Genomic DNA, 21120 nt, shown 5'->3' on the forward strand with positions numbered 1-21120 from the left:
CGGTATTGTTACTGGAAATGCCGGGGCAATAGTGGCATATTGACAGCATGAATCAGGAACTTCTTGACAGGATTGACGACCGGCTGCGGGCCAGGGGGCTGACCGATTACCGCGCCTCCATGCTGGCGGCGGGCCGGCCGGAGATCATCCGCAACATCCGCCGCGGGCGGTCGCGCAATCCCCGCCGCGACACGCTGGAGAAACTGGCGCACGTGCTCGACTGCTCGTTCGAGTGGCTGGCGACCGGGCGCGGCCCGGTGGCGCCGCCGCCGGAGAATCCCGGCGACGCAGAGACCGCGCACTCCGGCGATCCGGCCCTGCCGCCGCGCCGCGGAATGCCGGCGGACGTGCCCGTGCTGGGCACCGCGGCCGGCAGCCTGCAGAGCGCCTTCCAGCTTCACGCCGGCGCGCCGATCGATCATGTGCGCCGCCCGCCCGGCGTGGCGACCGCGGTCGACATCTACGCCATCTACGTCGTCGGCGATTCCATGGCGCCGCGTTTCGAGGACGGGGAACTCGTCTATGTCTCAGGCCGCCGCCCGGCCCGCGCCGGCGACTATGTCGTGGTCCAGGTCGGCGGTGGGGACGAGGACGTCGAAGCCTATTGCAAGCGCCTCGTGCGGCGCGACGCCGAACGCGTGGTGCTGGAGCAGTACAACCCCGCCGGCACCTTCGAGCTTCCTGCCGCGACCGTCACCGCCGTCCACAAGGTGCTGACGCTGAACGACCTTTTCGGGGTCTGACGAAGGGCAGGTCGGCGCGCGAGGGATGGCATGGCTGGCTCGCGCGCCTTCTGAATCATGGAGACGCCGGGGGCACCAGCCCGGCCATCCCCCACCCCGGCTCTCCCCTTGGCCAGGGGGAGGGTGACCCCGCATCAGCGGGATCGGGGGGCAATCAATCACTGGAATTTTCTAAGCCTCATAGGCCTTCTGCAGCGCCGGGCGCGCCTTCAGGCGCTCGACATAGGCGGTGACGTTGGGCAGGTGGCTGACGTCGCCCGCCAGCCGCGAGCCGACGATGGTGGCATGGCCGGCCATGATGTCGGCGCCGGAGAAGTCGCGGGCGAGATACTCGCGGTCCGCCAGCGCGCCGTCGATCGCCGTCAGCATGTTGCCGAGCAGCTTCTTCGCGCGATCGACATTGGTCTGGTTACGCTTTTCCTCGGGCAGGAACATGGTCTCCACCACGATGGTATTGACCGGCGGCATCAGCATGCCTTCGGCATAGTTGAACCACTGCAGATAGGCCGGGAAATCCGGGGAAACCACGGCCGGCTTCAGCTTGCCCGGGGCGTGCCGCGCCAGCACGTATTCGACAATGGCGCCTGATTCGAACAGCGTCACGTCGCCATCCTCCAGTGCCGGCACGCGGCCCATCGGGTGGACGCGGCGGTACTCGGCCGAGCGCATCGACGGGTCCCCCAGCTTGAACTTCTCAAGTTCGTAGGGCAGGCCGAGTTCCTCGAACAGCCAGACGATGCGCAGCGAGCGGCTGTTGGGTGCGTGGAAGATCTTCATTGGTTCATCCCCTTCGGATTTGTCGGATGCGTGGCGTTCAGAACATCATGGTATTGCGCCGGTCGGCATTGGCCACCCGGCCGCGCCGGCCGATGAAATCCTCCTCGGTCATGGCGCGCAGCAGGTCCGGATCGGGCGGCGTGTTGGCGATGAAGCGCGGCGCCATCGGGTCCGTGCCGTTGCCCAGGCGGCCGAACAGGATGCCGCCTTCGGGCTCCCCGCCGCGGCCGAAGGCGACCGTGTAGGTCTCGACCACCGCGTCGCCCTCGGCCGCCTTGACCACGGGCGGCGTCGCCAGCGCGTCGAGTTCGGCCTGGTAGACCGCCGGGTTCTCGCGGCGCCAGCCGCGGCCGTCATGGGCCGGCGAGGGCTCGGTCGAGTAGATGCCGGCGGCGTGCTTGGTCAGGAAGCCGCCATTGGCGGTGACCATGCCCTTCGAACCCGGCCGGGCGCGAACCCTGTCGGCCATCGCCGCGATGGAGTTCATGACGTAGTTGTTGCCCGCCCCGCCGTGATAGGGCAGCCCGCCGGTTACGGTCAGCGGGCGCGGATCGTCCGCCGGGATGCCCAGCTCGTCGCGGGCGATCTCGACCGCCACGGGGAAGCAGGAATAGAGATCGAAATGATCGATCGCCCCGATGTCGGTTCCGGCCATGTCCAGCGCCTTGCGGCCCATCATCCGGACCGCGGGGCAGTCGTGATAGGTCTGCCGCTCCGAGACCAGCAGCGGCTCGTTGGTGTCGGCGCAGCCGTGCAGATGGACGAGCCGGTCCTGCGGCACGCCCATTTCCCGGGCGAAACCGCGGCTGGTCATCAGGATCGCCGCCGACTGATCGACATGATTCATGGCGTTCATGAACTTGGTGTAGGGCCAGCCGACGAAGCGGTTGTCCGGCCCCGGCGTCGCGATCTCTTCCGCTGTGCGGCGCGTCGGGAACCAGGCCCCCGGCGTTGCCGCCGCGACCTCGGTGAAGCGCTCGAACAGCCGTCCCATGGCCATCTGGTGCTCGCCGATGCCCCGGCCCAGATGATGGCGGTAGGCGTTCTCGAACATCGGATAGACGTGCGCGGCCAGCCAGACCCCGTGCGATGTCTCGTAGCCGCTCGCCATCTTCGGTTCGGGCGCCAGGAATTCCGCCTCGGTTTCCGGCGGTTCCGCCCAGTCGATGGGCCGGCCGGCCTTCTTCAACCGCCGCACGCTGTCCTTGGCTTCCGCGCCGGCGAACAGCACGAAGCGGTTCTTGCCCTTCGCGATGGCCTCCGCATAGCGGTTGACCAGGTATTGCGGGCCGTTGCCGCCGTTCGGCATCAGCCGGCAGAGCGCCTTCTCCGCGCCCAGCCGGCGGGCGACGGAGGCCGGTGTGTTGGGCGTCGATTCCCGGAAGGACCGGACCACGGCGATCAGATCGAGATCGGCCGCCCGCGCCGCGCCGATCCCGGCGTCGTCGAAGGCGCGTCGCACCGCCTGTTCGATCAGTCCCACAGGACCCGGCAGATCGTCCAGATCGCGGCCCTTGTCGGTCACCTGGCCGACGCCGATCAGGACCGGTGTCAGGTCTTCGCTCATGCCGCGCCCTCCGCCTGTTGCTTCGCCCAGCGATAGTCCGGCTTGCCATTGGCCGAGCGTCCGACCCGGTCCACGAAGCGGAAGGCCTTGGGCAGTTTGTAGCGGGCGATGTGCTTCGCCGCCTCGGCGTTGAGCGCCGCCGGGTCCGGCGACGCGCCGTTGGCGAGCTGCACCAGCGCGACCACCTCCTGACCCCAGCGCTCGCTGGGCCGGCCGGCGACCAGAACGTCGGCGACGGCCGGATGGTGCTTCAGCGCCTCCTCGACCTCCTCGGCGAAGATCTTCTCCCCGCCCGAGTTGATGGTCACGGAGTCGCGGCCGAAATACTCGATCTCGCCGTTCTCCAGCAGCCGCACCTTGTCGCCGCCGATGACGTAGCGCACGCCGGCGATCTCCGGGAAGGTCTCCTTCGTCTTCGCCTCGTCGCCGTAGTAGCCATAGGGCACGCGTCCGCCGATGGCGAGCCAGCCCGCCGCCGGCTCGCCGGGCTCGAGAAAACGGCGGCGGTCTTCGGCCATCACGCGCGTGTCGGCCATGGTGCGGAAGTCGCCCCTCTCCACCCCCGCCTTCGCGCCGGAGACGTTCTGCGCCTGGATGCCGGTCTCGGACGAGCCGAGGGAATCGATGATGGTGAGCCCGGGGATCATTTCCATCAGGCCGGCCTTCACGCCCTTCGACATGATCGCGCCGGTGTTGGTCACGAATTTCAGGCTGCTGGTGTCGTAGGGCTTGCGGCGCAGTTCGTCGAGCAGCGGGCGGCCGAAGGCGTCGCCGATCGCCAGCATCAGATTGGCCCGCTCCTTCTCGGCCAGCGAAAGCACGTCCGCCGGATCGAAGCGGTCCGTGACGTTCTGGATCAGCAGCGTGTTGCCCTCGAACAGGGTCCTCAGCGCCAGGTACTTGCCCGCCCCGTGCATGAAGGGCGGCGGCGGGAAGATGGTGTAGCGCTTCTTGTTCACGGCGCGCCGGACCGCTTCATCCAGGCTGCCGACCACGTTCACGCCGTCATAGCGGCCGCCCATCTGGCTGAGATAGGCGTCGGCCTGACGCCAGAGCACGCCCCGGGGCATGCCGGTGGTGCCGCCGGTATAGAGGATGAACAGGTCGTCGGGTTCGCAGGTCTGGCCGGTGGGTCCCGGTGAACTCTCCGCCAGCACCGCTTCGTAGTCGAAGGCGCCCTCCAGCAGTGGCTGGCCGGAGCCGTCATCGACCTGGATCAGCAGCCGGCAGGTCGGCACGTCGGCCAGCACCTCCCGGACCACCGGCGCGAAGCAGCCGTGATAGACGATCGCCTTCGCGTCGGCGTCGTTCAGCAGATACTCCAGCTCCTCGCGGACATAGCGGTAGTTGACGTTGAAGGGGACCGCGCGCGCCTTGTAGCCGCCGAGCAGGGCCTCGACGTATTCGTTGCAGTTGAACATGTAGAGCGCGACGTGATCCTGTCCCGACTCCCAGTTCTCCAACTCGCTGCGTGGGCGGTGGATCGTGATGTCCTGCGAGAGCAGGAAATTGGCCAGCCGCCGGGAACGCTCGGCGACCTCGGCGTAGGTCAGCCGCCGGTCGCGGAAGACGATCGCCTCCCGTTCGGGCAGGGCGGCCGCGACGGCCTCGTGCAGGGGCGCGAGGGGGAGAGTCATCCGAACCTCGGTGTCATGCCCGCCCTGTGCGGGCATCCGGTTGCCGAATTGAAGGAGGCGCTGCCCTTTCCGGACCCCCGCACAAGGCGGGGGTGACGGCAAGACGGAGGTCCGGGATGCCGGTACAGCAGGCGCGCTGGCCAGCCATGCCAACCCCCGCGCGCCAACGGGTGCGCCTTCATTCCTCGAACAGCCCCGTCATCCGCTCCCAGGCGCCGAGGAAGTCTTCCTTGAAGGCCTGGACCACCTGCCCGGCGCCGAGCGTCTCGTTCATCATGCCGACGCCCTGGCCGACGAAGTAGGAAGCGAGCTGCTTCGCGCCCTCGTGGCCGCCTTCGGCGAGCCGCGTCACCCGCCCCATGACGGGCTCGGTGATGATCGACTGGTAGGGCATGGGCAGGGGCGCCGGCGCGCCTTCGGCCTCCCAGGCGTCGGTCCAGGCCGAGCGGAGCTGGCGCGAGTATTTCCCCGTCCTGGCCTTGGAGCGGATGGTGTCGCGCGAGGAGGCGGCGAGATACTTTTCCTTCACCACGGGCGAGGTCTCGGCCTCCGTGGTCGTCAGCCAGACCGAGCCCGTCCAGGCCCCGTCCGCGCCCATGGCCATGCAGGCCGCCATCTGCCGGCCCGTGACGATGCCGCCGGCGGCCAGGATGGGCACGTCGCGAATGGGTTTCACCGCCTGCACGATCTCCGGCACCAGCACCAGGGTCGAGACGTCGCCGCAATGTCCGCCGGCCTCGCCGCCGGCGACCACCAGGATGTCGACATCGGCCTCGACCTGCTTGATGGCGTGCTCCTTGGCGCCGACCAGCGCGGCGACCGGCACGCCTTCCCTCTTGGCCCGCTCGGTCATGTAGGGCGGTGGCGTGCCCAGGGCGTTGGCGATCAGCCGGATCGGGTGGGCGAAGCAGACGTCCAGCAGCGCGCCCGCGCCCTGGTCGCCCATGTTGTCGCCCAGCCGCGTGCCGCGGCTCAGCCGTTCCTCGGTGACGATGGTGGACGGATCGATGCCGTGCTTCTCCAGCAGGTTCCGCACGAAGGCGCGGTGCTCCTCCGGCACCTTGGAGACGCTTTCGCCCGGTTTCGTGGTCTGGCCCTTGGAGGCGAACTTCGCCGGCACGATCAGGTCGACGCCATAGGGCCGCCCGCCGATATGGGCGTCGATCCAGTTGAGCTCCTGCTCCAGCTTTTCCGCCGACATGCCGGCGGCGCCCAGCACGCCCATGCCGCCGGCCTTCGAAACCTCCACGACGACGTCGCGGCAATGACTGAAGGCGAGCAGCGGGAATTCGATGCCCAGCATCTCGCAGATGGGCGACTTCATGGCCTTCCTCCCCGACTGACCTTTGCGTCAAGCATCGTCCAGGGGGTGGCCTGCGTTCAAGCCCTTCCTGCGCGGACCCGCCGCCCGGCCCGCATGGATGGACCTGGCGCGCGCGCGGCGTCATCATGGCCGGCGGACATACCGGGGAGGGAACATCCATGGCCGTCGTCGAGACCGAACGCCGCGAACACATCCTGATCATCACGCTGAACCGTCCGGAGGCGCGCAACGCCGTCAATGGCGAGGTCGCCCGCGGCATCGAAGCGGCGATCGACGAGCTGGAGAACGACCGCGAACTCTGGGTCGGCATCATCGCATCCTCGGGCAAGGTCTTCTCCGCCGGCGCGGACCTGAAGGCGGTCTCGGCAGGCAAGGGCAACGAGCTCTGGACCGACCGCGGCGGCTTTGCCGGCCTGGTCAAGCGCGACCGCACCAAGCCGCTGATCGCCGCCGCCAATGGCGCGGCGCTGGCCGGCGGCTGCGAGATCGTGCTGGCCTGCGACATGTGCGTCGCCGCCGAGGAGGCGGTCTTCGGCGTGCCGGAGGTCAAGCGGTCGCTGATCCCCGGCGCCGGCGGGCTGTTCCGCCTGCCGCGCGCGGTGGGCCCGGCCGTCGGCATGGAGCTGATGCTGACCGGCGACCCGATTCCGGCCGCCCGCGCCTACGAGCTCGGCCTGGTCAACAAGGTCGTGCCGCAGGCGAAGCTGATGGACGAGGCGCTGGCGCTCGCCGGCCGCATCACCGCCAACGCGCCGCTGGCCGTGCAGGCGGCGAAGAAGATCACCGAACGCGCGCTGACCGACACCGACGATCAGCTCTGGGCCGCCAGCGCCGCGTCGATGAAGGAGTTGTCGAAGACGGAAGACTACAAGGAAGGCCCCCGCGCCTTCATCGAGAAGCGCGAGCCGGTCTGGCAGGCGAAGTGAATCCGATCTGTCGTCCCGGGGCTTGACCCCGGGACCCAGTCTTTCTGTTCGCTGGGCCCCTGGATCAAGTCCAGGGGCTTCATTCAGGGAGAGCGGAATGGAACTGAACCTCAGCCCTGAATACGAGGCCTTCCGCGAGGCGGTGCGCGCCTTCCTGAGCGAACGCGGCCCCGAGGCGCCGCGGGGCACGCGGGACCCGCGCGATCCGAAGCGGCTGGCCTGGCAGAAGACGCTGATCGAACACGGCTACGCCGCGCGCACCATCCCCGCCGAATATGGCGGCTACGGCGCCGAGCCGGACATCCTGAAATCGCGCATCATCGCGGAGGAATTCGCCGCCGCCGGCGTGCCGGGCGGCATCGCCAGCCAGGGCATCTCCATGCTGGTGCCGACGCTGCTGGAGCTGGGGACGGAAGAGCAGAAGCGGCAATGGATCGGCCCGACGCTGCGCGGCGAGGTGGTCTGGTGCCAGGGCTATTCGGAGCCGGGGGCGGGCAGCGATCTCGCCAGTCTGCGCACCTCGGCGACGGTCGAGGACGGTCATTTCGTCATCAACGGCCAGAAGATCTGGACCTCGACGGCGCAGGAGGCGGACATGATGTTCGCGCTCGTCCGCACCGAGCCGGAGGCGCCGAAGCATCGCGGCATCTCCTTCCTGCTGCTGTCGATGGCGACGCCGGGCATCGAGGTCCGGCCGCTCAAGACCATGACCGGCTCGGCGACCTTCAACGAGGTCTTCTTCACTGACGTCCGCGTGCCAGTCGGGCAGATCGTCGGCGAACGCGGCCAGGGCTGGCAGGTCGCCAACGCGGTGCTGACCCACGAACGCGGCATGCTGGGCGACCCGAACGCCGGGCTGAACCGCCTCGGCGCCATCATCCGTCTGATGGAGACCGAAACCGTCGACGGCTACCGGGTGATGGACAATCCGGTCTTCCGCGACCGGCTGATCCGCCTCCAGGCGGAGGTTCACGCCATGAAGTTCCACGGGCTCAGGCTGATGACCATGACCCAGCGTGGGGAATCGAAGGGTCTTGCCGGACTGATCGTGAAGCTGCAGGGCTGCGAACTGAACCATCAGCTCGCTGCGCTCGCCATCGACGTGATGGGGGAACTGGGCGTGCTCTACGAGGAGGGCGAATACCTCCGCGACGGCGGCAACTGGCAGTACCGCTACATGTTCGATCTCGGGCTGATCATCGGCGGCGGGACGGCGCAGATCCAGAAGAACATCATCGCCGAACGCGGCCTCGGCCTGCCGAGGGAGCCGAAACCGGCGAGGGCGTGAATGACGGCGGAAAGATCATTGTCATGCCCGCCGCTCTGGGGCGCGCGGGCATCGCGAGCCCCAAGGACTGCTGCATTCCTGCTTCACCCGAAACCCGAGCGGCCCTGCGGGCCGTCGGCGGATGACACCAATATCTGCCAGCCTGCCCGGAGATCCTACACCCCGCGGAAACGGGGCTTGCGCTTTTCCATGAAGGCGGTGCGGCCCTCGGCGTAATCGGCGCTGGCGAAGCACTGCGATATCGCCGCCTCGCAGGCGGCGAGGTCGCGCCGCTCGGCGTCCTTCAGCAATTCATCGATGGTCATCTTGGCGGCGCGGATGGTCAGCGGCGCGTTCTCGGCGATGCGGCGCGCGTAGTCGAGCACGTAGCTCTCCAGCTCGGCGGCCGGGACGACGCGGTTGACCAGGCCCATGGCCAGCGCCTCGGCGGCGTCGAACTGGCGCGCGGTGAAGAAGATCTCCTTGGCGAAGGCGGGGCCCACCACGTCGATCAGCCGCTTCAGTCCGCCCGCGCCATAGCCGAGCCCTAGCCGCGCCGCAGGCACCGCGAAACGGCCGTTGTCGGCGGCAATGCGGATGTCGGTCGACAGCGCCACGGCGACGCCGCCGCCGATGCAGAAGCCGTTGATCATGGCGATGGTCGGCTTGGGCGAGAGCGCCAGCGCCCGGTGCGCCTCGGCCGAGACGGCGTCGTAGTGCTTCGTCGCCTCGGGCGAGTTGCGCTTCTCGCCGAACTCGGAAATGTCGGCGCCGGCGATAAAGGCCTGCTCGCCCGCGCCTTTCAGCACCACGCAGCGCACCTCCGGGTCCGCGTCGTAGTAGGCCATGATCTGCGGCACCGCGGCCCACATCTCCACCGAGACGGCGTTCCGCTTTTCCGGCTGGTTGAAGATGATCCAGCCGACGCCGTCGCGGGCCTCGGCCTTCATTTTCGTCGTGCTGAGCTGCATCCCTCTCCCCGTCAGATGACGCCGTCGCGGCGGAAACCCTCGATGGTCTCGGCGTCGTAGCCGGTTTCCTTCAGGATCGCCACCGTGTCGGCGCCCTTGGCGCCCGCGCGGCGGGTGAGGCGCGGCGCGCAGCCGTCCATCTCGATCGCCTGGCCGACCAGGCTCAGCGGGTCGCCGTCGTCCTCGACCTGGCGGGCCATGCCGAGATGGCGCACCTGCGGATCCTCGAAGACCTCGTCGATGGCGTTGATCGGACCGCATGGCACCCCGGCGGCGTTGAGCAGTTCGACCCATTCCGCGGTGGTCCGGCCGGCCAGTATCTCGGCGATGCGTTCGTTCAGCGCCGCGCGGTTGCGGTAGCGCAGCGCCCCGGTGGCGAAATCGGGATGCTCGATCAGTTCCGGCGCGCCCACCGCATTGCAGAAGCGGGTGTAGAGGCGGTCGCCGGCGGGGGCGACGTTGATGTGGCCGTCGGCGGTCGCCCAGGCGTTGGTCGGCACGCCGGTCGGATGTTCGTTGCCGACCTGGCCGGCGACCTCCCCGCCGACCAGCCAGCGCGCGGCCTGGAAGTCCAGCATGAAGACCTGCGCCTGCAACAGGCTGGTGCGCACCCACTGGCCGCGGCCCGTGCGCTGGCGCTGGATCAGGGCCATCAGGATGCCCTGGGCGGCCAGCAGGCCTGCGGTCAGATCGGCTACGGGAATGCCGACGCGCATCGGCCCCCGGCCGGGCTGTCCGGTGATCGACATCAGCCCGCCCATGCCCTGGGCGATCTGGTCGACGCCGGGGCGCTTTTCATAGGGGCCGTCCTGGCCGAAACCGGAGATGGAGCAGTAGATCAGCCCCTCGTTCACCGACTTCAGCGCCTTGTGGTCGATCTTCAGCCGCTTCTTCACGTCGGGGCGGAAGTTCTCCACCACCACGTCGGCCTGGCGGGCCATGTCGAGCAGGATCTGGCGGCCGCGCCGGTCCTTGAGGTTCAGCGTCATGGAGCGCTTGTTGCGGTGCAGGTTCTGGAAGTCCGGACCCTCCCGCGGGCCGCCCAGGCCGCCGTCGCCGCCGGCGCTGTCGGGCACCTCGATCTTGATGACCTCGGCGCCCCAGTCGGCGAGCTGGCGCACCGCCGTCGGTCCGGCGCGCACGCGTGTGAGATCCAGTACGCGGATCCCGACCAGCGGCAGATCGTCCATTGGCTCCCCCTGCGATCCCGACCGTCCCGAGCTTAGCCGCCGCGGCGGAAAGGGCAATGGCCGGCGGGGAAAGTGCGGCCCGCCGGCGCTACTGCCGTTCGATCCAGCGCGCCTTGCGTTTCTCCAGGAAGGCGCCGACGCCCTCCCGGCCTTCGTCGGAGAGCATGCAGGCCGCGAAGTGGTCGGCGGCCATGTCCAGCGTCGCCGCCAGCGGTTCCCGGCGGCTGGTGAGCACGATGTCCTTGGTAGCCGCATTCGCGCCCGGGGCGCAGCGGTCGATCTCGCCCAGCACCTCGTCCAGCCGCGCCTCCAGCGCCGCCGTGTCGGCCTCGCAGAAGTGCACCAGGCCCAGTTCGGCCGCCGTTCCGCCCTTGAAGCGCGCGCCGGTCAGCATCAGCCGCCGCGCCTGGGTGACGCCCAGCCGTTCGGCGACAAAGGGCGCGATCTGGGCCGGCGGAATGCCGAGGCTGGTCTCGGTCATGGAAAAGCGGGTTTCGGCGGTTGCGATGGCGACGTCGGAGACGCAGACCAGCCCCAGGCCGCCGCCCATGGCGGCGCCCTCCACCAGCATGACGACGACCTGCGGCAGGTTGTTCAGCTTGATCAGAAAGTCGCCGAAGGTGCGGTTGGAGGCGGCGATGGCCTTCGGGTCGGCGTCGGCCTGGAAGCCGGCCTTGAAGCCCTTGATGTCGCCGCCGGCGCAGAACATGCCGCCGGCCCCGCGCATGACCACGGTGCGGATGGAGCGGTCGGGCGCGATGGCGTCGAGGACCTGATGGAGTTCGTCGACCATCTCCCCCGAAAGGGCGTTGCGCCGCTCGGGGTTGTTCAGCGTCAGGTCCAGCCGCGAACCGTCCCGGTTCAGCAGCAGCATCGTCGTCTCGGGCAGTCCGCTCATGCCACCAGCCTGAAGTCCTTGAGATCCGGCGCCTGCATCTCGCGCTCGAAGCGCTCGAAATCCCAGGGCCACATCGCCGGGTTGCCGTTCTTGTCCAGGTACCAGCTGGAGCAGCCGGCGACCCAGACGGTGTTCACCATGGCGTCCTGGATCGCCTTGTTGAAGCGGTTTGTGGCCTCGCGGGTCGGCTCGACCTCGCGCGCCTCGCCGCTGGCGATGCGGTCGACAAGCTGCATGATGAAGTCGAACTGCATCTCCGAGATCATGATCAGCGAGAAATTGCCGATCGGGCTGTTGGGCCCGACCATCATGAAGAAGTTCGGGAAGTCGGGCACGGCGACCGAGCGGTAGGCGCGGTTGGCCTCCGACCATTCCTCCTCCAGCGTGTGGCCGCCGCGGCCGACGACCTCCATCGGGCGCATGAACTTGTGGGCCTCGAAACCGGTGGCGCAGACCAGCATGTCCAGTTCGTGCAGGCGGCCGTCGGCGGTGCGCACGCCGTTCTTCTCGATGCGCTCGATCTTCTCGGTCACCAGTTCGACGGTGTCGCGCTGGACTTCCCGGTAGAAGGTGTCGGACATGATCAGCCGCTTGCAGGCGACCTGGTAGTCGGGCGTGAGCTTCCGCCGCAGCTCCGGATCCTTGACCGTCGCCAGGTGCTCCTCGCAGGCCCGGGCCACCTTGTCGAGCTCCTCCTTGTCGCCCACCACGGCGCGGGCGAAGGTGTTCTGGAAGCGGTCGGCCAGGAACTCGTAGAGGTCGTCCATGCGCTTCGGGTCCTTGCGCAGGGCCTCCCGCTCGCGCTCGGTGATTTCCGGGTTCTCGACGGGCACGACCCATTGCGGCGTGCGCTGGAACAGCGACAGCTTGCCCACCTCCTTCGCGATGGCCGAGGTGATCTGGATCGCCGTGGAGCCGGTGCCGATCAGGCCGACGCGCTTGCCGCGCCAGTCGTGGCTGTGGTCCCAGCGGGCCGAGTGGAACATCGGTCCCTCGAAGTCCTCCAGGCCCGGAATGTCGGGATAGACGGGATCGCGCAGCACGCCGGTCGCGGTGATGACGATGTCGAAGATCTCCGTCTCGCCGCCCTTCGGCGTGACCTTCCAGACGCCGTCGTCCCATTCGGCGCGCGCGATCTCGGTGTCGTAGCGGACGCGCCGGGCGATGCCGTAATCATGGGCGACGCGGTTCAGATATTCCCAGATCTCCGGACCGGGCGAGAAGCGGTACGACCAGTCCGGGTTCGGCGCGAAGCGGTAGCGGTAGACGTGGCTCGGCACGTCGCAACTCAGCCCCGGATAGGTGTTGTCGCGCCAGGTGCCGCCCAGCTTCGATTCCCGCTCGAAGATCTCGACATTCCGGAAGCCGGCTTCCTCCAGCCGGATCGCCGCCAGAATGCCGGACATGCCGGCGCCGATGACGGCGAAGCGCAGATCGGCGCGGGCGGGCGCGGCGCGGTCTTCGGCAACGCTCATTTCTCGGTCCTCCCCTGAACCTCGTGCAAATGGCTACTCGCCGGTAGCATTTAGCACAGATCATGGCCGATGGAAGGGGGCTCGCGCGCTGGCCGGCGATACCTACTCGCAGCCGGCCTTTGCGGCGCGGCCGCGCCAGTGGCCGACCAGTTCCCGGAAGCGCGCCGCGTCGCCGCCCGGCGGCGGGGCGGCGGCCGCGATCCGCTCCACCATGTCACAGCCGGCCTCGACCTTGCCCTGTTCGAAATAGCCATGGGCGAGGTGCATCATCGCCCAGGCGTGGCCGGGTTCCTTCTCCAGCGCCTTTTGGAGCTGCGGACGCGCGGCGTCGTAGTCGCCCTGCATGGTCAGGAACTGGCCGTAGTCGGCGAAGCGGCCCGAGCGGCCCTCGGGCGCCTCGACCGCCTGGCGGAACCAGTACCCGGCGACCCGCGGCGGCATCCCGGCGTTGGCCATGACGATGGCGATACCCTGATAGACCTCGCCGTTTTCCGGCGCATATTCGAAGGCCAGGTTGAAGCGGTTCAGCGCCGCCGGAAGCTGTCCGGCGCCGAGCCATTTCCAGCCCATGCCGATCAGTTCATCGCCCAGCCGCGCGTCCGAAAATCCCTTCGCCTTCAATTCCTCGACGAACTGCCGGTCGGCGTCCCGGCGCGGGCCGGAACGCTCGCTGCAGCCGAACAGCGGCCTGTACTGGAGCGGCGTGTCTTCGCCGCCGAAGGCCCAGTCCGGATGGCCGGCGGCCTCGCACTTCTCCGCGTAGGTCGGCGCCGCGGTCTGGGCGGACGCGGCGGAGGCGGCAGTCATCAGCATGGCGGCCGCGGCGAGAAGGAAACGGAAGGTCAAAGTCCCAGCACGGCCTTGGCGATGACGTTCTTCTGCACCTCGGTGGTGCCGCCATAGATGGTGGCGGCGCGCTTCAGCAGGTGTTCGGGCATGACCCCGTCGGCGTGCTTCGGCCCGACCGGTTCCTCGTTGCCCTGCCAGTTCAGCCCGGTGTGGACATAGGGCGCGCTGAAATAGGCGATGGCCTCCACCATGGTCTCGTTGATGGCCTGTTCGATCTCGGTGCCGCGGATCTTCAGCATCGACGCCTCGGCGCCGGGCGGCTTGCCCGCCGCGGTGTCGGCCAGGCAGCGCAGGTTGTACATTTCCAGGGCGTTCAGGTCGGCCTCGATCTGCGCCAGCTTCACGGCGAAGCCCGGGTCGTCGATCAGGCGCCGGGCGCCGTTGTCAGGCTCGGCGCGGGCCATGTCCTTCAGCTCCGCCAGGCGCGACTTGGAGCGGCCGATGCCGGCGATGCCCGTACGCTCGTTGCCCAGCAGGAACTTGGCGTAGGTCCAGCCCTTGTTCTCCTCGCCGATGCGGTTCTCCACCGGGACGCGGACGTCGTCGAAGAAGACCTCGTTGAGATTGTTGTAGCCGTCCATGGAGATGATCGGCTTCACCTCGATGCCGGGCGTCTTCATGTCGATCAGCAGGAAGGTGATGCCCTCCTGCTTCTTGCCCTCCGCCGAGGTGCGGACGAGGCAGAACATCCAGTCGGCGCGGTGGGCGCCGGAGGTCCAGATCTTGTGGCCGTTGACGACGTATTCGTCGCCGTCGCGCACGGCCTTCGTGGCCAGCCCGGCGAGGTCGGAGCCCGCGCCGCGTTCGGAATAGCCCTGGCACCACCAGTCGTCGGAGGAGAGGATGCGCGGCAGGAAGCGGTCCTTCTGGGCCTGGTTGCCGAAGGTGTAGATCACCGGGCCGACCATGGTGACGCCGAAGGGCTGCACGCGCGGGCAGTTGGCGCGGGCGCATTCCTCCTCGAAGATGAAGCGCTGGGCGGCGTTCCAGCCGGTGCCGCCATGCTCCTTCGGCCAGCCCGGCGCGATCCAGCCCTTCTCGTAGAGCGCCTTCTGCCAGCGGATGTAGTCCTCCTTCGGCAGGTAGTTCCAGCCGATCTTCGCCCGCTCCTTGATGTCGGCGGGGATGTTCTCCTTCAGGAAGGCGCGCACCTCGTCGCGGAACGCGATCTCCTCGTCGGTGAATTGCAGATCCATGCTCGTCTCTCTCCCCCGGGGCCGGCTGTTCGTTGGATGCGGAGCGATCAGTGCTCGCCCGCACAGAGTTCATGATCGGATAATGCCCTGATGACCCGGCACTCGCCAACCGTGCCGTTGCGGCAGTGCGCAACCATCCGCTCCAGCTCGCCCTCGAGGCGCTGCAGCCGGACGATCCGCGCCCGCACGCCGGCCAGGTGTTCGGTGGCGATGCGGTCCGCATCCTCGCAAGGCGCATCCGGGTGGCGGCTGAGCCGGAGCAGTTCCCGGATCGCCTCGATCGACAGCCCGAGATCGCGCGAATGGCGGATGAAGGCGAGCCGTTCCAGCTCGGCCTCCGTGTAGCGGCGCTGCCCGCCGGCAGAGCGTTCGGGCGCGTCGAGCAGGCCCATCTGCTCGTAATAGCGGATGGTCGGCACCTTCACGCCGGTGCGCTCGGCGAGATTTCCGATGGAGAGCATCGAATTTTCCCTTGAAGCTATAGTTGCTAGAGACATTAGGTATGGCGCATGGACGGATCAAGGAGGTTCCGATGAGTGCCGGATGCTGTGGCGGGGAACAGGAATTCGAAGGCCTTTCGCCAGGCTACCGGCGCCGGCTCTGGATGGTCATCGCCATCAACGCGGCGATGTTCGCGGTCGAGATCGTCGCCGGCCGCATGTCGGGTTCGCTGGCGCTGCAGGCCGACGCGCTGGATTTCCTGGGCGATTCCCTGACCTACGCCATTTCGCTGTTCGTCATCGGCATGTCGCTCCGGGTCCGGGCGACCGCGGCCATGGCCAAGGGGATCAGCCTGCTGGCCATGGGGCTGTGGGTGCTGGGTTCGACCGTCTGGGGCGTCTTCGCCGGCGGCACGCCGGAGGCCGCGACCATGGGCGTCGTCGGCTTCATGGCGCTGTCGGCCAACCTGGCCAGCGTGGCGCTGCTGCTGGCATACCGCGACGGCGACGCCAATGTCCGCTCGGTCTGGCTCTGCAGCCGCAACGACGCCATCGGCAATGTCGCGGTGATGATCGCGGCGCTGGGCGTCTGGGGCTCCTCGACCGGCTGGCCGGACCTGATCGTCGCCGGGCTCATGGCCGCTCTGTTCGTGACCTCGGCGGTGCAGATCATCCGCCGCGCGGGTGGCGAACTGCGCCGTGCGCGCGGCGAGCGGGCGGCGCAGGAGGGGCCGGCGGGGCGCCGGGCGACCTGAGCGCGGCGCAACGCCCCCCTGCATTTGACTTTGTTCACGCCTCCCCATTTCATGCTAGGTTGAGACAAGCTTCTGTTTCCACGGTGGGAGGACACGACAATGCCGTCAGGAATTCGCGACAAGGTAGCCATTCTCGGCATGGGCTGCTCCAAGTTCGGCGAGCGCTGGGATTGCGACGCCGAAGACCTGATGATGGAGGCCTATGAAGAGTGCCTCCAGGACGCCGGCATCGAGACGTCCCAGATCGACGCCGCGTGGTTCTCCACGGCGATCGAGGAAGTGCATGTCGGCAAGTCGGCGCTGCCGCTGGCGACCGCCCTTCGTCTGCCGTACATCCCGGTGACCCGCGTCGAGAACATGTGCGCCTCCGGCACCGAAGCCTTCCGCGGCGCGGTCTACGCCGTGGCCTCCGGCGCTGCCGACATCGCGCTCGCGGTCGGCGTCGAGAAGCTGAAGGACACCGGCTATGGCGGCCTGCCGCAGCGCGGCCGCGGCCCGCTGAACGACATGGTCAACCCGAACAGCTCGGCGCCCGGCAACTTCGCGCAGCTGGCGTCGGCCTACCGCAAGAAGCACGGCGTTTCCCCCGAGGATCTCAAGCGGGCGATCGGCCAGGTCTCGGTCAAGAGCCACCAGAACGGCGCCAAGAACCCCAAGGCCCATCTCCAGAAGGAAGTGACGATGGACACGGTGCTGAACGCGCCGATGATCGCCGAGCCGCTGGGCCTGTTCGACTGCTGCGGCGTCTCGGACGGCTCCGCCGCGGCCATCGTGACCACGCCGGAAATCGCCGAGAAGCTGGGCCGCAAGCGCGCCGAGATGGTCACCGTCAAGGCGCTGCAGCTCGCCGTCTCCAACGGCACCGAGGCGCAGCACAGCTCCTGGGACGGCAGCTATTTCATGACCACGCGCCAGGCGGCGAAGCGGGCCTATGACGAGGCCGGCATCAAGAACCCGCGCGACGAAGTCTCGATGTTCGAATGCCATGACTGCTTCTCGATCACCGAGCTGGTGACCACCGAGGACCTGTTCATCTCCCGCGAGGGCGAGGCTTGGAAGGACTTCCTGGACGGCTTCTACGACGCCGACGGCAAGGTGCCCTGTCAGATCGACGGCGGCCTGAAGTGCTTCGGCCATCCGATCGGCGCCTCTGGCCTGCGCATGCTCTACGAGATGTACAGCCAGCTGCTGGGCCGCGCCGACAAGCGCCAGCTCAAGGATCCGAAGATCGGCATGACACACAATCTGGGCGGCGCGCCGCACCAGAACGTCTCGTCCATCGCGATCGTGGGCCTGCACGGCGCCTGATCCCAAGGACACGGACCGGAACGGGAAGGGCCCGGCGGAGCGATCCGCCGGGCCCTTCGTCCTTCATGGCCCGATCGAAGACGATCCCCCGCCCCGGCCCTCCCGCTTCCCGAAGGGGGAGGGTGATCTCGCATCAGCGCGATCGGGGTTCTCGTTCCAGCCCGGAGCGTTCGAATATTTGCGGGAATCGTACAGTCTTGTGGCCCTTGGACTTGATCCAAGGGCCCAGCCGATCAAAAGACTGGGTCCTGGGGTCAAGCCCCAGGACGCCAAGTGATCGCATCACCTAGTGGAGCTGTCGAGGGGCCCCTAAAGCCCCAGCACCAGCTTGGCCATGATGTTGCGCTGGATCTCGCTGGCGCCGGCGTAGATGGTCGCCGCGCGGCTGTTGAGATGCTTGGCCATGACGCCGACCGAATGGTCGGGGCCGACGGGAATTGCGTTGGAGAAGGGCGTCCGCGCTTCCGGCTCATACGGATTGGCGTAGTAGCCAATGGCCTGGACCGTCAACTCGGCCGTCGCCTGCAGGCATTCGGAACCGCGCAGTTTCATCACCGATGACGACGCGCCCGGGTTCTGGCCGGCGGTCAGGGCGCTCATGGTCTGCTTCTCGAAAAACTCCAGCGCCGTCACCTGGGTCTCGATGTCGGCCAGCCGGTTGCGGAAGGCGTCGTCGGCCAGCAGCGGGCCGCCGTCGCCCGCGCGCTCCTCGCCGGCGATCTTCTTCAGCTTCGCCAGCATGCCGTGCAGGCCGGGGCTGTAGGCCGTGCCCCCGCGCTCGAACTCCAGCAGGTACTTGGCGACGGTCCAGCCGTCGTTCTCCTCGCCCATGCGGTTGGCGACGGGCACGCGGACATCGTCGAAGAAGACCTGGTTGACCTCGTGGTCGCCCGACATGGTCAGGATCGGCTCGACCGTGATGCCGGGCAGGTCCATGGGGAAGACGATGAAGCTGATGCCCTGCTGCGGCTTGCCCTCCCGGCTGGTGCGCACCAGGCAGAACATCATGTTCGCGTGGTGGGCGCCGGTGGTCCAGATCTTGGTGCCGTTGATGACATAGTCGTCGCCGTCGCGCTCGGCCCTGCACTGCAGGCTGGCGAGGTCGGAGCCGGAACCCGGCTCGGAATAGCCCTGGCACCAGATGTGTTCCCCGGAACGGATCTTCGGCAGGTAGTAATCCTGCTGTTCCTTCGTGCCGTACTTGATGATGACGGGCCCGACCATGCGCACGCCCATGGCGAACAGCCGCGGCACGCTGGCGCGCTGACACTCGGATTCGAAGATGTAGCGCTGAATCGGCGTCCAGCCGGTGCCGCCATGCGCCTCGGGCCAGGCCGGGGTCGACCAGCCCTTCTCGGCCAGCGCCCGGTACCAGTCCATGGAGCCCTCGAAATCCGAGACCACGCCGGCCGTCAGCCGCCCGGCCTCCTTCGCCTTCTCGGTCACGGCGGTGGCGAGGAACTCGCGCACCTCGTCCTGGAAGCGGATTTCGTCCTCGGTCAGCGCGAGATCCATTGCGCGGCTCCTCCCGTCAGTATTGCGGCCCCGAAAATACCCCGTCGGTTCAGGCCGGCAAGGGGTACTTCTCCAGATACTGTTTCGCGTCCTCCTCCAGCGGCACCTGCAGGGTCTTCAGCACCCGGACGATGGCGCAGTAGAAGGCCGTGCCGAGGGTGAGCTCCACCATCAACTCGTTGTCGAACGCCTTCGACAGGGCGGCCCAATTGTCGTCGCCCATGGCGCCGTCGCGGGCGATCTCCTTCGCGCCGTGGATGACGTGACGCGCCACCGGCTCCAGGTCCGTCTCCTCGCCGTCCAGCTCCCGGATCAGGCGCTCGATATCCGCATCGGTGACGCCGAAGTCGTAGCCGATCTCGATGTGATGGGCCCATTCGTACTCGGCGCGGGCCAGCCAGCCGACGGTCAGGATCGCCAGTTCCCTCAGGCGCGGATCGAATTTCGATTCATGGCGCAGCCACAGTCCCATGGTGGAATAGGCGCGGGCGCCGCCCAGGGAATGGCCCACGGTCCAGTAGAGGTTGATGCGGCGGCCGAGGACGTCGCGGTTCTCGTCGTTGATGTCGGCTTCGCCGAGCAGCGGCACACGGGCCATGGTCGGGTTCCTCCCTTTCTCACGCTCTCCATAGGGCGGCCTCGGGATTGACCCGAGGACCCAGTCCCTTGTTTCGCTGGGCCCCTGGATCAGGTCCAGGAGCGCCGGGCTGGCGGTTTCACCACGTCTCCCCGAAGGGGCGGATTTCCACGTCGAAGGACCAGGCCGAGCGGTCCTGGTGCGCGACGTGCCAGATCTCCTCGGCGATGGCGGCGGGCTTGATGAAGAATTCGTCGGGCTTGTCCCGGCCGGGACCGGCGCGGGTCCATGCCAGATCGATCATGGCGTCGATGGTGACATAGGCGACATGCACGCCCTTTGGCCCCAGGTCCCGGGCCATGGCCTGGGCCAGCACCCGCTGGGCCGCCTTGGTCGGCGCGAAACCGGCGAAGCGCGGCGTGCCGCGATGGGCGGCGGTGTTGCCGGTGATCACGAAGGCGCCGCCGCCGGCGTCGATCATCGAAGGCGCCAGCAACTGCGCCAGATGCAGCAGGCTCAGCGTGTTGGTGCGGAAATTCCGCTCCAGGTCGTCCGGCCTGGTATCGAGAACGCCCTCGGCGAAGGTGCCGCGCACCGCGTTGTGGACGACCACCGAGGGGTCGCCCATCGCCTGGCGCACCTCGCCGATCGCGGCGGCCAGCTCGTCGGCCTTCGAGACGTTGCAGGCGAAGGCGCGGGCGCCCGGCAGCTCGTCTGCCAGCGCTTCCAGCCGCTCGGCCGTCCGCGCCAGCATGGCAACGCGGTAGCCGCCGGCGGCGAAGCGGCGCGCCACCGCCGCGCCCGTGCCGGGGCCGACGCCGGTGATCAGCGCGACCGGCGCGCTCACAGCCGCGACACCTTGTCGAGGACGGGCAGGATGTATTCGCGGAACTTCGCCGGGTTCTCCGACATGGGGAAGTGACCCAGCTCTTCCATGATCTCCGCCTCCGCGCCTGGGATGTCCTTCGCTGTGCGCAGCGTGTCCTTCGGCGTGCACGAGTAATCGTACTCGCCCGTCAGCAGGAACACCGGGCAGGCGGTGGTGTCGATCAGATGCGTCCGGTCGCGGAAGTCGCTGTCGGCGCGGTAGAAGTGGAGATCGCCCTTGAACACGCCGGGGCCGCTGGCGAGGTAGCCCCAGAGCGTCTCCCAGCGGTATTCCTCCGGGCTCTGGGGCGCGACGAGGCCGGAGATCATCGCCGCGCAGACCTCGCCGCCATGAACGTCCGGGCGGTGCAGCCAGTCCGTGTCATACCAGGGCTGCTGGTGGTCGGCGGCCTCCAGCCCGATCGCCGCGCGGAAGCGCTCCGGGTGGGCTCCGGCCAGATGAAGCACGATCCGCCCGCCCATGGAGCAGCCCATGACGACCGGCCGTTCGAGCGCCAATGCGTCGCAGAAGGCCATCACCGCGGCGTCGTAGAGCTCCGTCGTGAGCCGGTACTCTTCGTCCTGGTAGCCGGCATAGGGGTTGGACTTGCCGTGGTGCGGCAGGTCGAAGGCGATGACCCGGAAGCGGCCGGTCACGTCCTCGTCGGTCATCAGGTGGCGGAACTGCCGTCCGTCGGACCCGGCGGTGTGCAGGCAGAGGAGGGGGATGCCGCTGCCGGCCTCCTCGAAATAGAGCCGCGCCGGGCGGCCGGCGATGTTCAGGTGGACGTAGCGGCCGGTGATGGGTTCGAAGTCGCCGGGCTGGAAATCGGCCATG

20 protein-coding genes are annotated in these 21120 nt (G+C 68.3%); 5 read left to right on the forward strand and 15 right to left on the reverse strand.

The window, feature by feature from the left end; translation table 11 throughout:
• Positions 1 to 47: 47 nt before the first annotated feature.
• On the forward strand, positions 48 to 743 hold the full coding sequence (locus CWC60_RS12480) for a S24 family peptidase (protein WP_109794275.1): 696 nt from the start codon (positions 48 to 50) through the stop codon (positions 741 to 743).
• A gap of 171 nt (positions 744 to 914) precedes the next feature.
• Here the strand turns inward: CWC60_RS12480 and CWC60_RS12485 are convergent, their stop codons facing one another.
• From CWC60_RS12485 to CWC60_RS12500, 4 genes are all read right to left on the reverse strand, one after another.
• Positions 915 to 1520 carry a glutathione S-transferase family protein gene (locus CWC60_RS12485; protein ID WP_109794276.1) on the reverse strand — a complete coding sequence of 202 codons (606 nt, stop codon included), beginning with the start codon at positions 1518 to 1520 and terminating at the stop codon, positions 915 to 917.
• Between the two features lie 37 nt (positions 1521 to 1557).
• Positions 1558 to 3087 carry an acetyl-CoA acetyltransferase gene (locus tag CWC60_RS12490; protein ID WP_109794277.1) on the reverse strand — a complete coding sequence of 510 codons (1530 nt, stop codon included), beginning with the start codon at positions 3085 to 3087 and terminating at the stop codon, positions 1558 to 1560.
• On the reverse strand, positions 3084 to 4724 hold the full coding sequence (locus CWC60_RS12495; protein WP_109794302.1) for an acyl-CoA synthetase: 1641 nt from the start codon (positions 4722 to 4724) through the stop codon (positions 3084 to 3086). Before CWC60_RS12495 ends, CWC60_RS12490 begins: the two co-directional genes overlap by 4 nt.
• A 178-nt stretch (positions 4725 to 4902) precedes the next feature.
• Positions 4903 to 6048: an NAD(P)H-dependent flavin oxidoreductase gene (locus tag CWC60_RS12500; protein ID WP_109794278.1), complete on the reverse strand. Its 1146-nt coding sequence runs from the start codon at positions 6046 to 6048 to the stop codon at positions 4903 to 4905.
• Positions 6049 to 6206: 158 nt separating this feature from the next.
• On the opposite strand from CWC60_RS12500, the gene CWC60_RS12505 reads away from it, so the two are divergent.
• Both CWC60_RS12505 and CWC60_RS12510 read left to right on the forward strand, forming a co-directional pair.
• Positions 6207 to 6974: a crotonase/enoyl-CoA hydratase family protein gene (locus tag CWC60_RS12505; RefSeq protein WP_109794279.1), complete on the forward strand. Its 768-nt coding sequence runs from the start codon at positions 6207 to 6209 to the stop codon at positions 6972 to 6974.
• Between the two features lie 97 nt (positions 6975 to 7071).
• Positions 7072 to 8262, forward strand: a complete 1191-nt coding sequence (locus tag CWC60_RS12510) for an acyl-CoA dehydrogenase family protein (protein ID WP_109794280.1) — start codon at positions 7072 to 7074, stop codon at positions 8260 to 8262.
• Between the two features lie 155 nt (positions 8263 to 8417).
• Here the strand turns inward: CWC60_RS12510 and CWC60_RS12515 are convergent, their stop codons facing one another.
• The 7 genes from CWC60_RS12515 to CWC60_RS12545 all read right to left on the reverse strand — a co-directional run bounded on the left by CWC60_RS12515 (position 8418) and on the right by CWC60_RS12545 (position 15281).
• The gene (locus tag CWC60_RS12515; protein ID WP_109794281.1) at positions 8418 to 9212 is read right to left on the reverse strand and encodes an enoyl-CoA hydratase; all 795 of its coding nucleotides are present in this window, start codon (positions 9210 to 9212) and stop codon (positions 8418 to 8420) included.
• An 11-nt stretch (positions 9213 to 9223) separates the two neighbouring features.
• Complete coding sequence (locus CWC60_RS12520) at positions 9224 to 10402, reverse strand: CaiB/BaiF CoA transferase family protein (RefSeq protein WP_109794282.1); 1179 nt, start codon at positions 10400 to 10402, stop codon at positions 9224 to 9226.
• 88 nt (positions 10403 to 10490) lie between these two features.
• Entirely contained in the window at positions 10491 to 11300 is an 810-nt protein-coding gene (locus tag CWC60_RS12525; protein ID WP_109794283.1) for an enoyl-CoA hydratase/isomerase family protein, read from the reverse strand.
• Positions 11297 to 12775: a flavin-containing monooxygenase gene (locus CWC60_RS12530; RefSeq protein ID WP_109794284.1), complete on the reverse strand. Its 1479-nt coding sequence runs from the start codon at positions 12773 to 12775 to the stop codon at positions 11297 to 11299. The genes CWC60_RS12525 and CWC60_RS12530 overlap by 4 nt, the downstream gene beginning before the upstream one ends.
• Positions 12776 to 12877: 102 nt before the next feature.
• Positions 12878 to 13588: a tetratricopeptide repeat protein gene (locus CWC60_RS12535; RefSeq protein ID WP_125182777.1), complete on the reverse strand. Its 711-nt coding sequence runs from the start codon at positions 13586 to 13588 to the stop codon at positions 12878 to 12880.
• 29 nt (positions 13589 to 13617) lie between these two features.
• Positions 13618 to 14820 (reverse strand): acyl-CoA dehydrogenase family protein, encoded by a 1203-nt coding sequence (locus CWC60_RS12540; RefSeq protein WP_109794286.1) that lies wholly within the window; start codon positions 14818 to 14820, stop codon positions 13618 to 13620.
• A 47-nt stretch (positions 14821 to 14867) separates the two neighbouring features.
• Positions 14868 to 15281, reverse strand: a complete 414-nt coding sequence (locus CWC60_RS12545; protein ID WP_109794287.1) for a MerR family transcriptional regulator — start codon at positions 15279 to 15281, stop codon at positions 14868 to 14870.
• 71 nt (positions 15282 to 15352) lie between these two features.
• On the opposite strand from CWC60_RS12545, the gene CWC60_RS12550 reads away from it, so the two are divergent.
• Together CWC60_RS12550 and CWC60_RS12555 are read left to right on the forward strand one after the other, a co-directional pair.
• Positions 15353 to 16015 carry a cation efflux transmembrane domain-containing protein gene (locus tag CWC60_RS12550; RefSeq protein ID WP_109794303.1) on the forward strand — a complete coding sequence of 221 codons (663 nt, stop codon included), beginning with the start codon at positions 15353 to 15355 and terminating at the stop codon, positions 16013 to 16015.
• A gap of 99 nt (positions 16016 to 16114) precedes the next feature.
• Positions 16115 to 17323, forward strand: coding sequence for an acetyl-CoA acetyltransferase (locus tag CWC60_RS12555; protein ID WP_109794288.1), 1209 nt, complete (start codon positions 16115 to 16117; stop codon positions 17321 to 17323).
• Positions 17324 to 17632: 309 nt separating this feature from the next.
• Here CWC60_RS12555 and CWC60_RS12560 read toward each other — a convergent pair whose 3' ends face one another.
• From CWC60_RS12560 to CWC60_RS12575, 4 genes are all read right to left on the reverse strand, one after another.
• Positions 17633 to 18838, reverse strand: coding sequence for an acyl-CoA dehydrogenase family protein (locus tag CWC60_RS12560; RefSeq protein WP_109794289.1), 1206 nt, complete (start codon positions 18836 to 18838; stop codon positions 17633 to 17635).
• 49 nt (positions 18839 to 18887) lie between these two features.
• The gene (locus tag CWC60_RS12565; RefSeq protein ID WP_109794290.1) at positions 18888 to 19436 is read right to left on the reverse strand and encodes a carboxymuconolactone decarboxylase family protein; all 549 of its coding nucleotides are present in this window, start codon (positions 19434 to 19436) and stop codon (positions 18888 to 18890) included.
• A 118-nt stretch (positions 19437 to 19554) separates the two neighbouring features.
• On the reverse strand, positions 19555 to 20262 hold the full coding sequence (locus CWC60_RS12570) for an SDR family NAD(P)-dependent oxidoreductase (protein ID WP_109794291.1): 708 nt from the start codon (positions 20260 to 20262) through the stop codon (positions 19555 to 19557).
• Positions 20259 to 21119: an alpha/beta fold hydrolase gene (locus CWC60_RS12575; RefSeq protein ID WP_109794292.1), complete on the reverse strand. Its 861-nt coding sequence runs from the start codon at positions 21117 to 21119 to the stop codon at positions 20259 to 20261. Before CWC60_RS12575 ends, CWC60_RS12570 begins: the two co-directional genes overlap by 4 nt.
• Position 21120 lies beyond the last annotated feature (1 nt).

The organism is Minwuia thermotolerans, from assembly GCF_002924445.1.
GTDB classification, from domain to species: Bacteria; Pseudomonadota; Alphaproteobacteria; order Minwuiales; family Minwuiaceae; genus Minwuia; species Minwuia thermotolerans.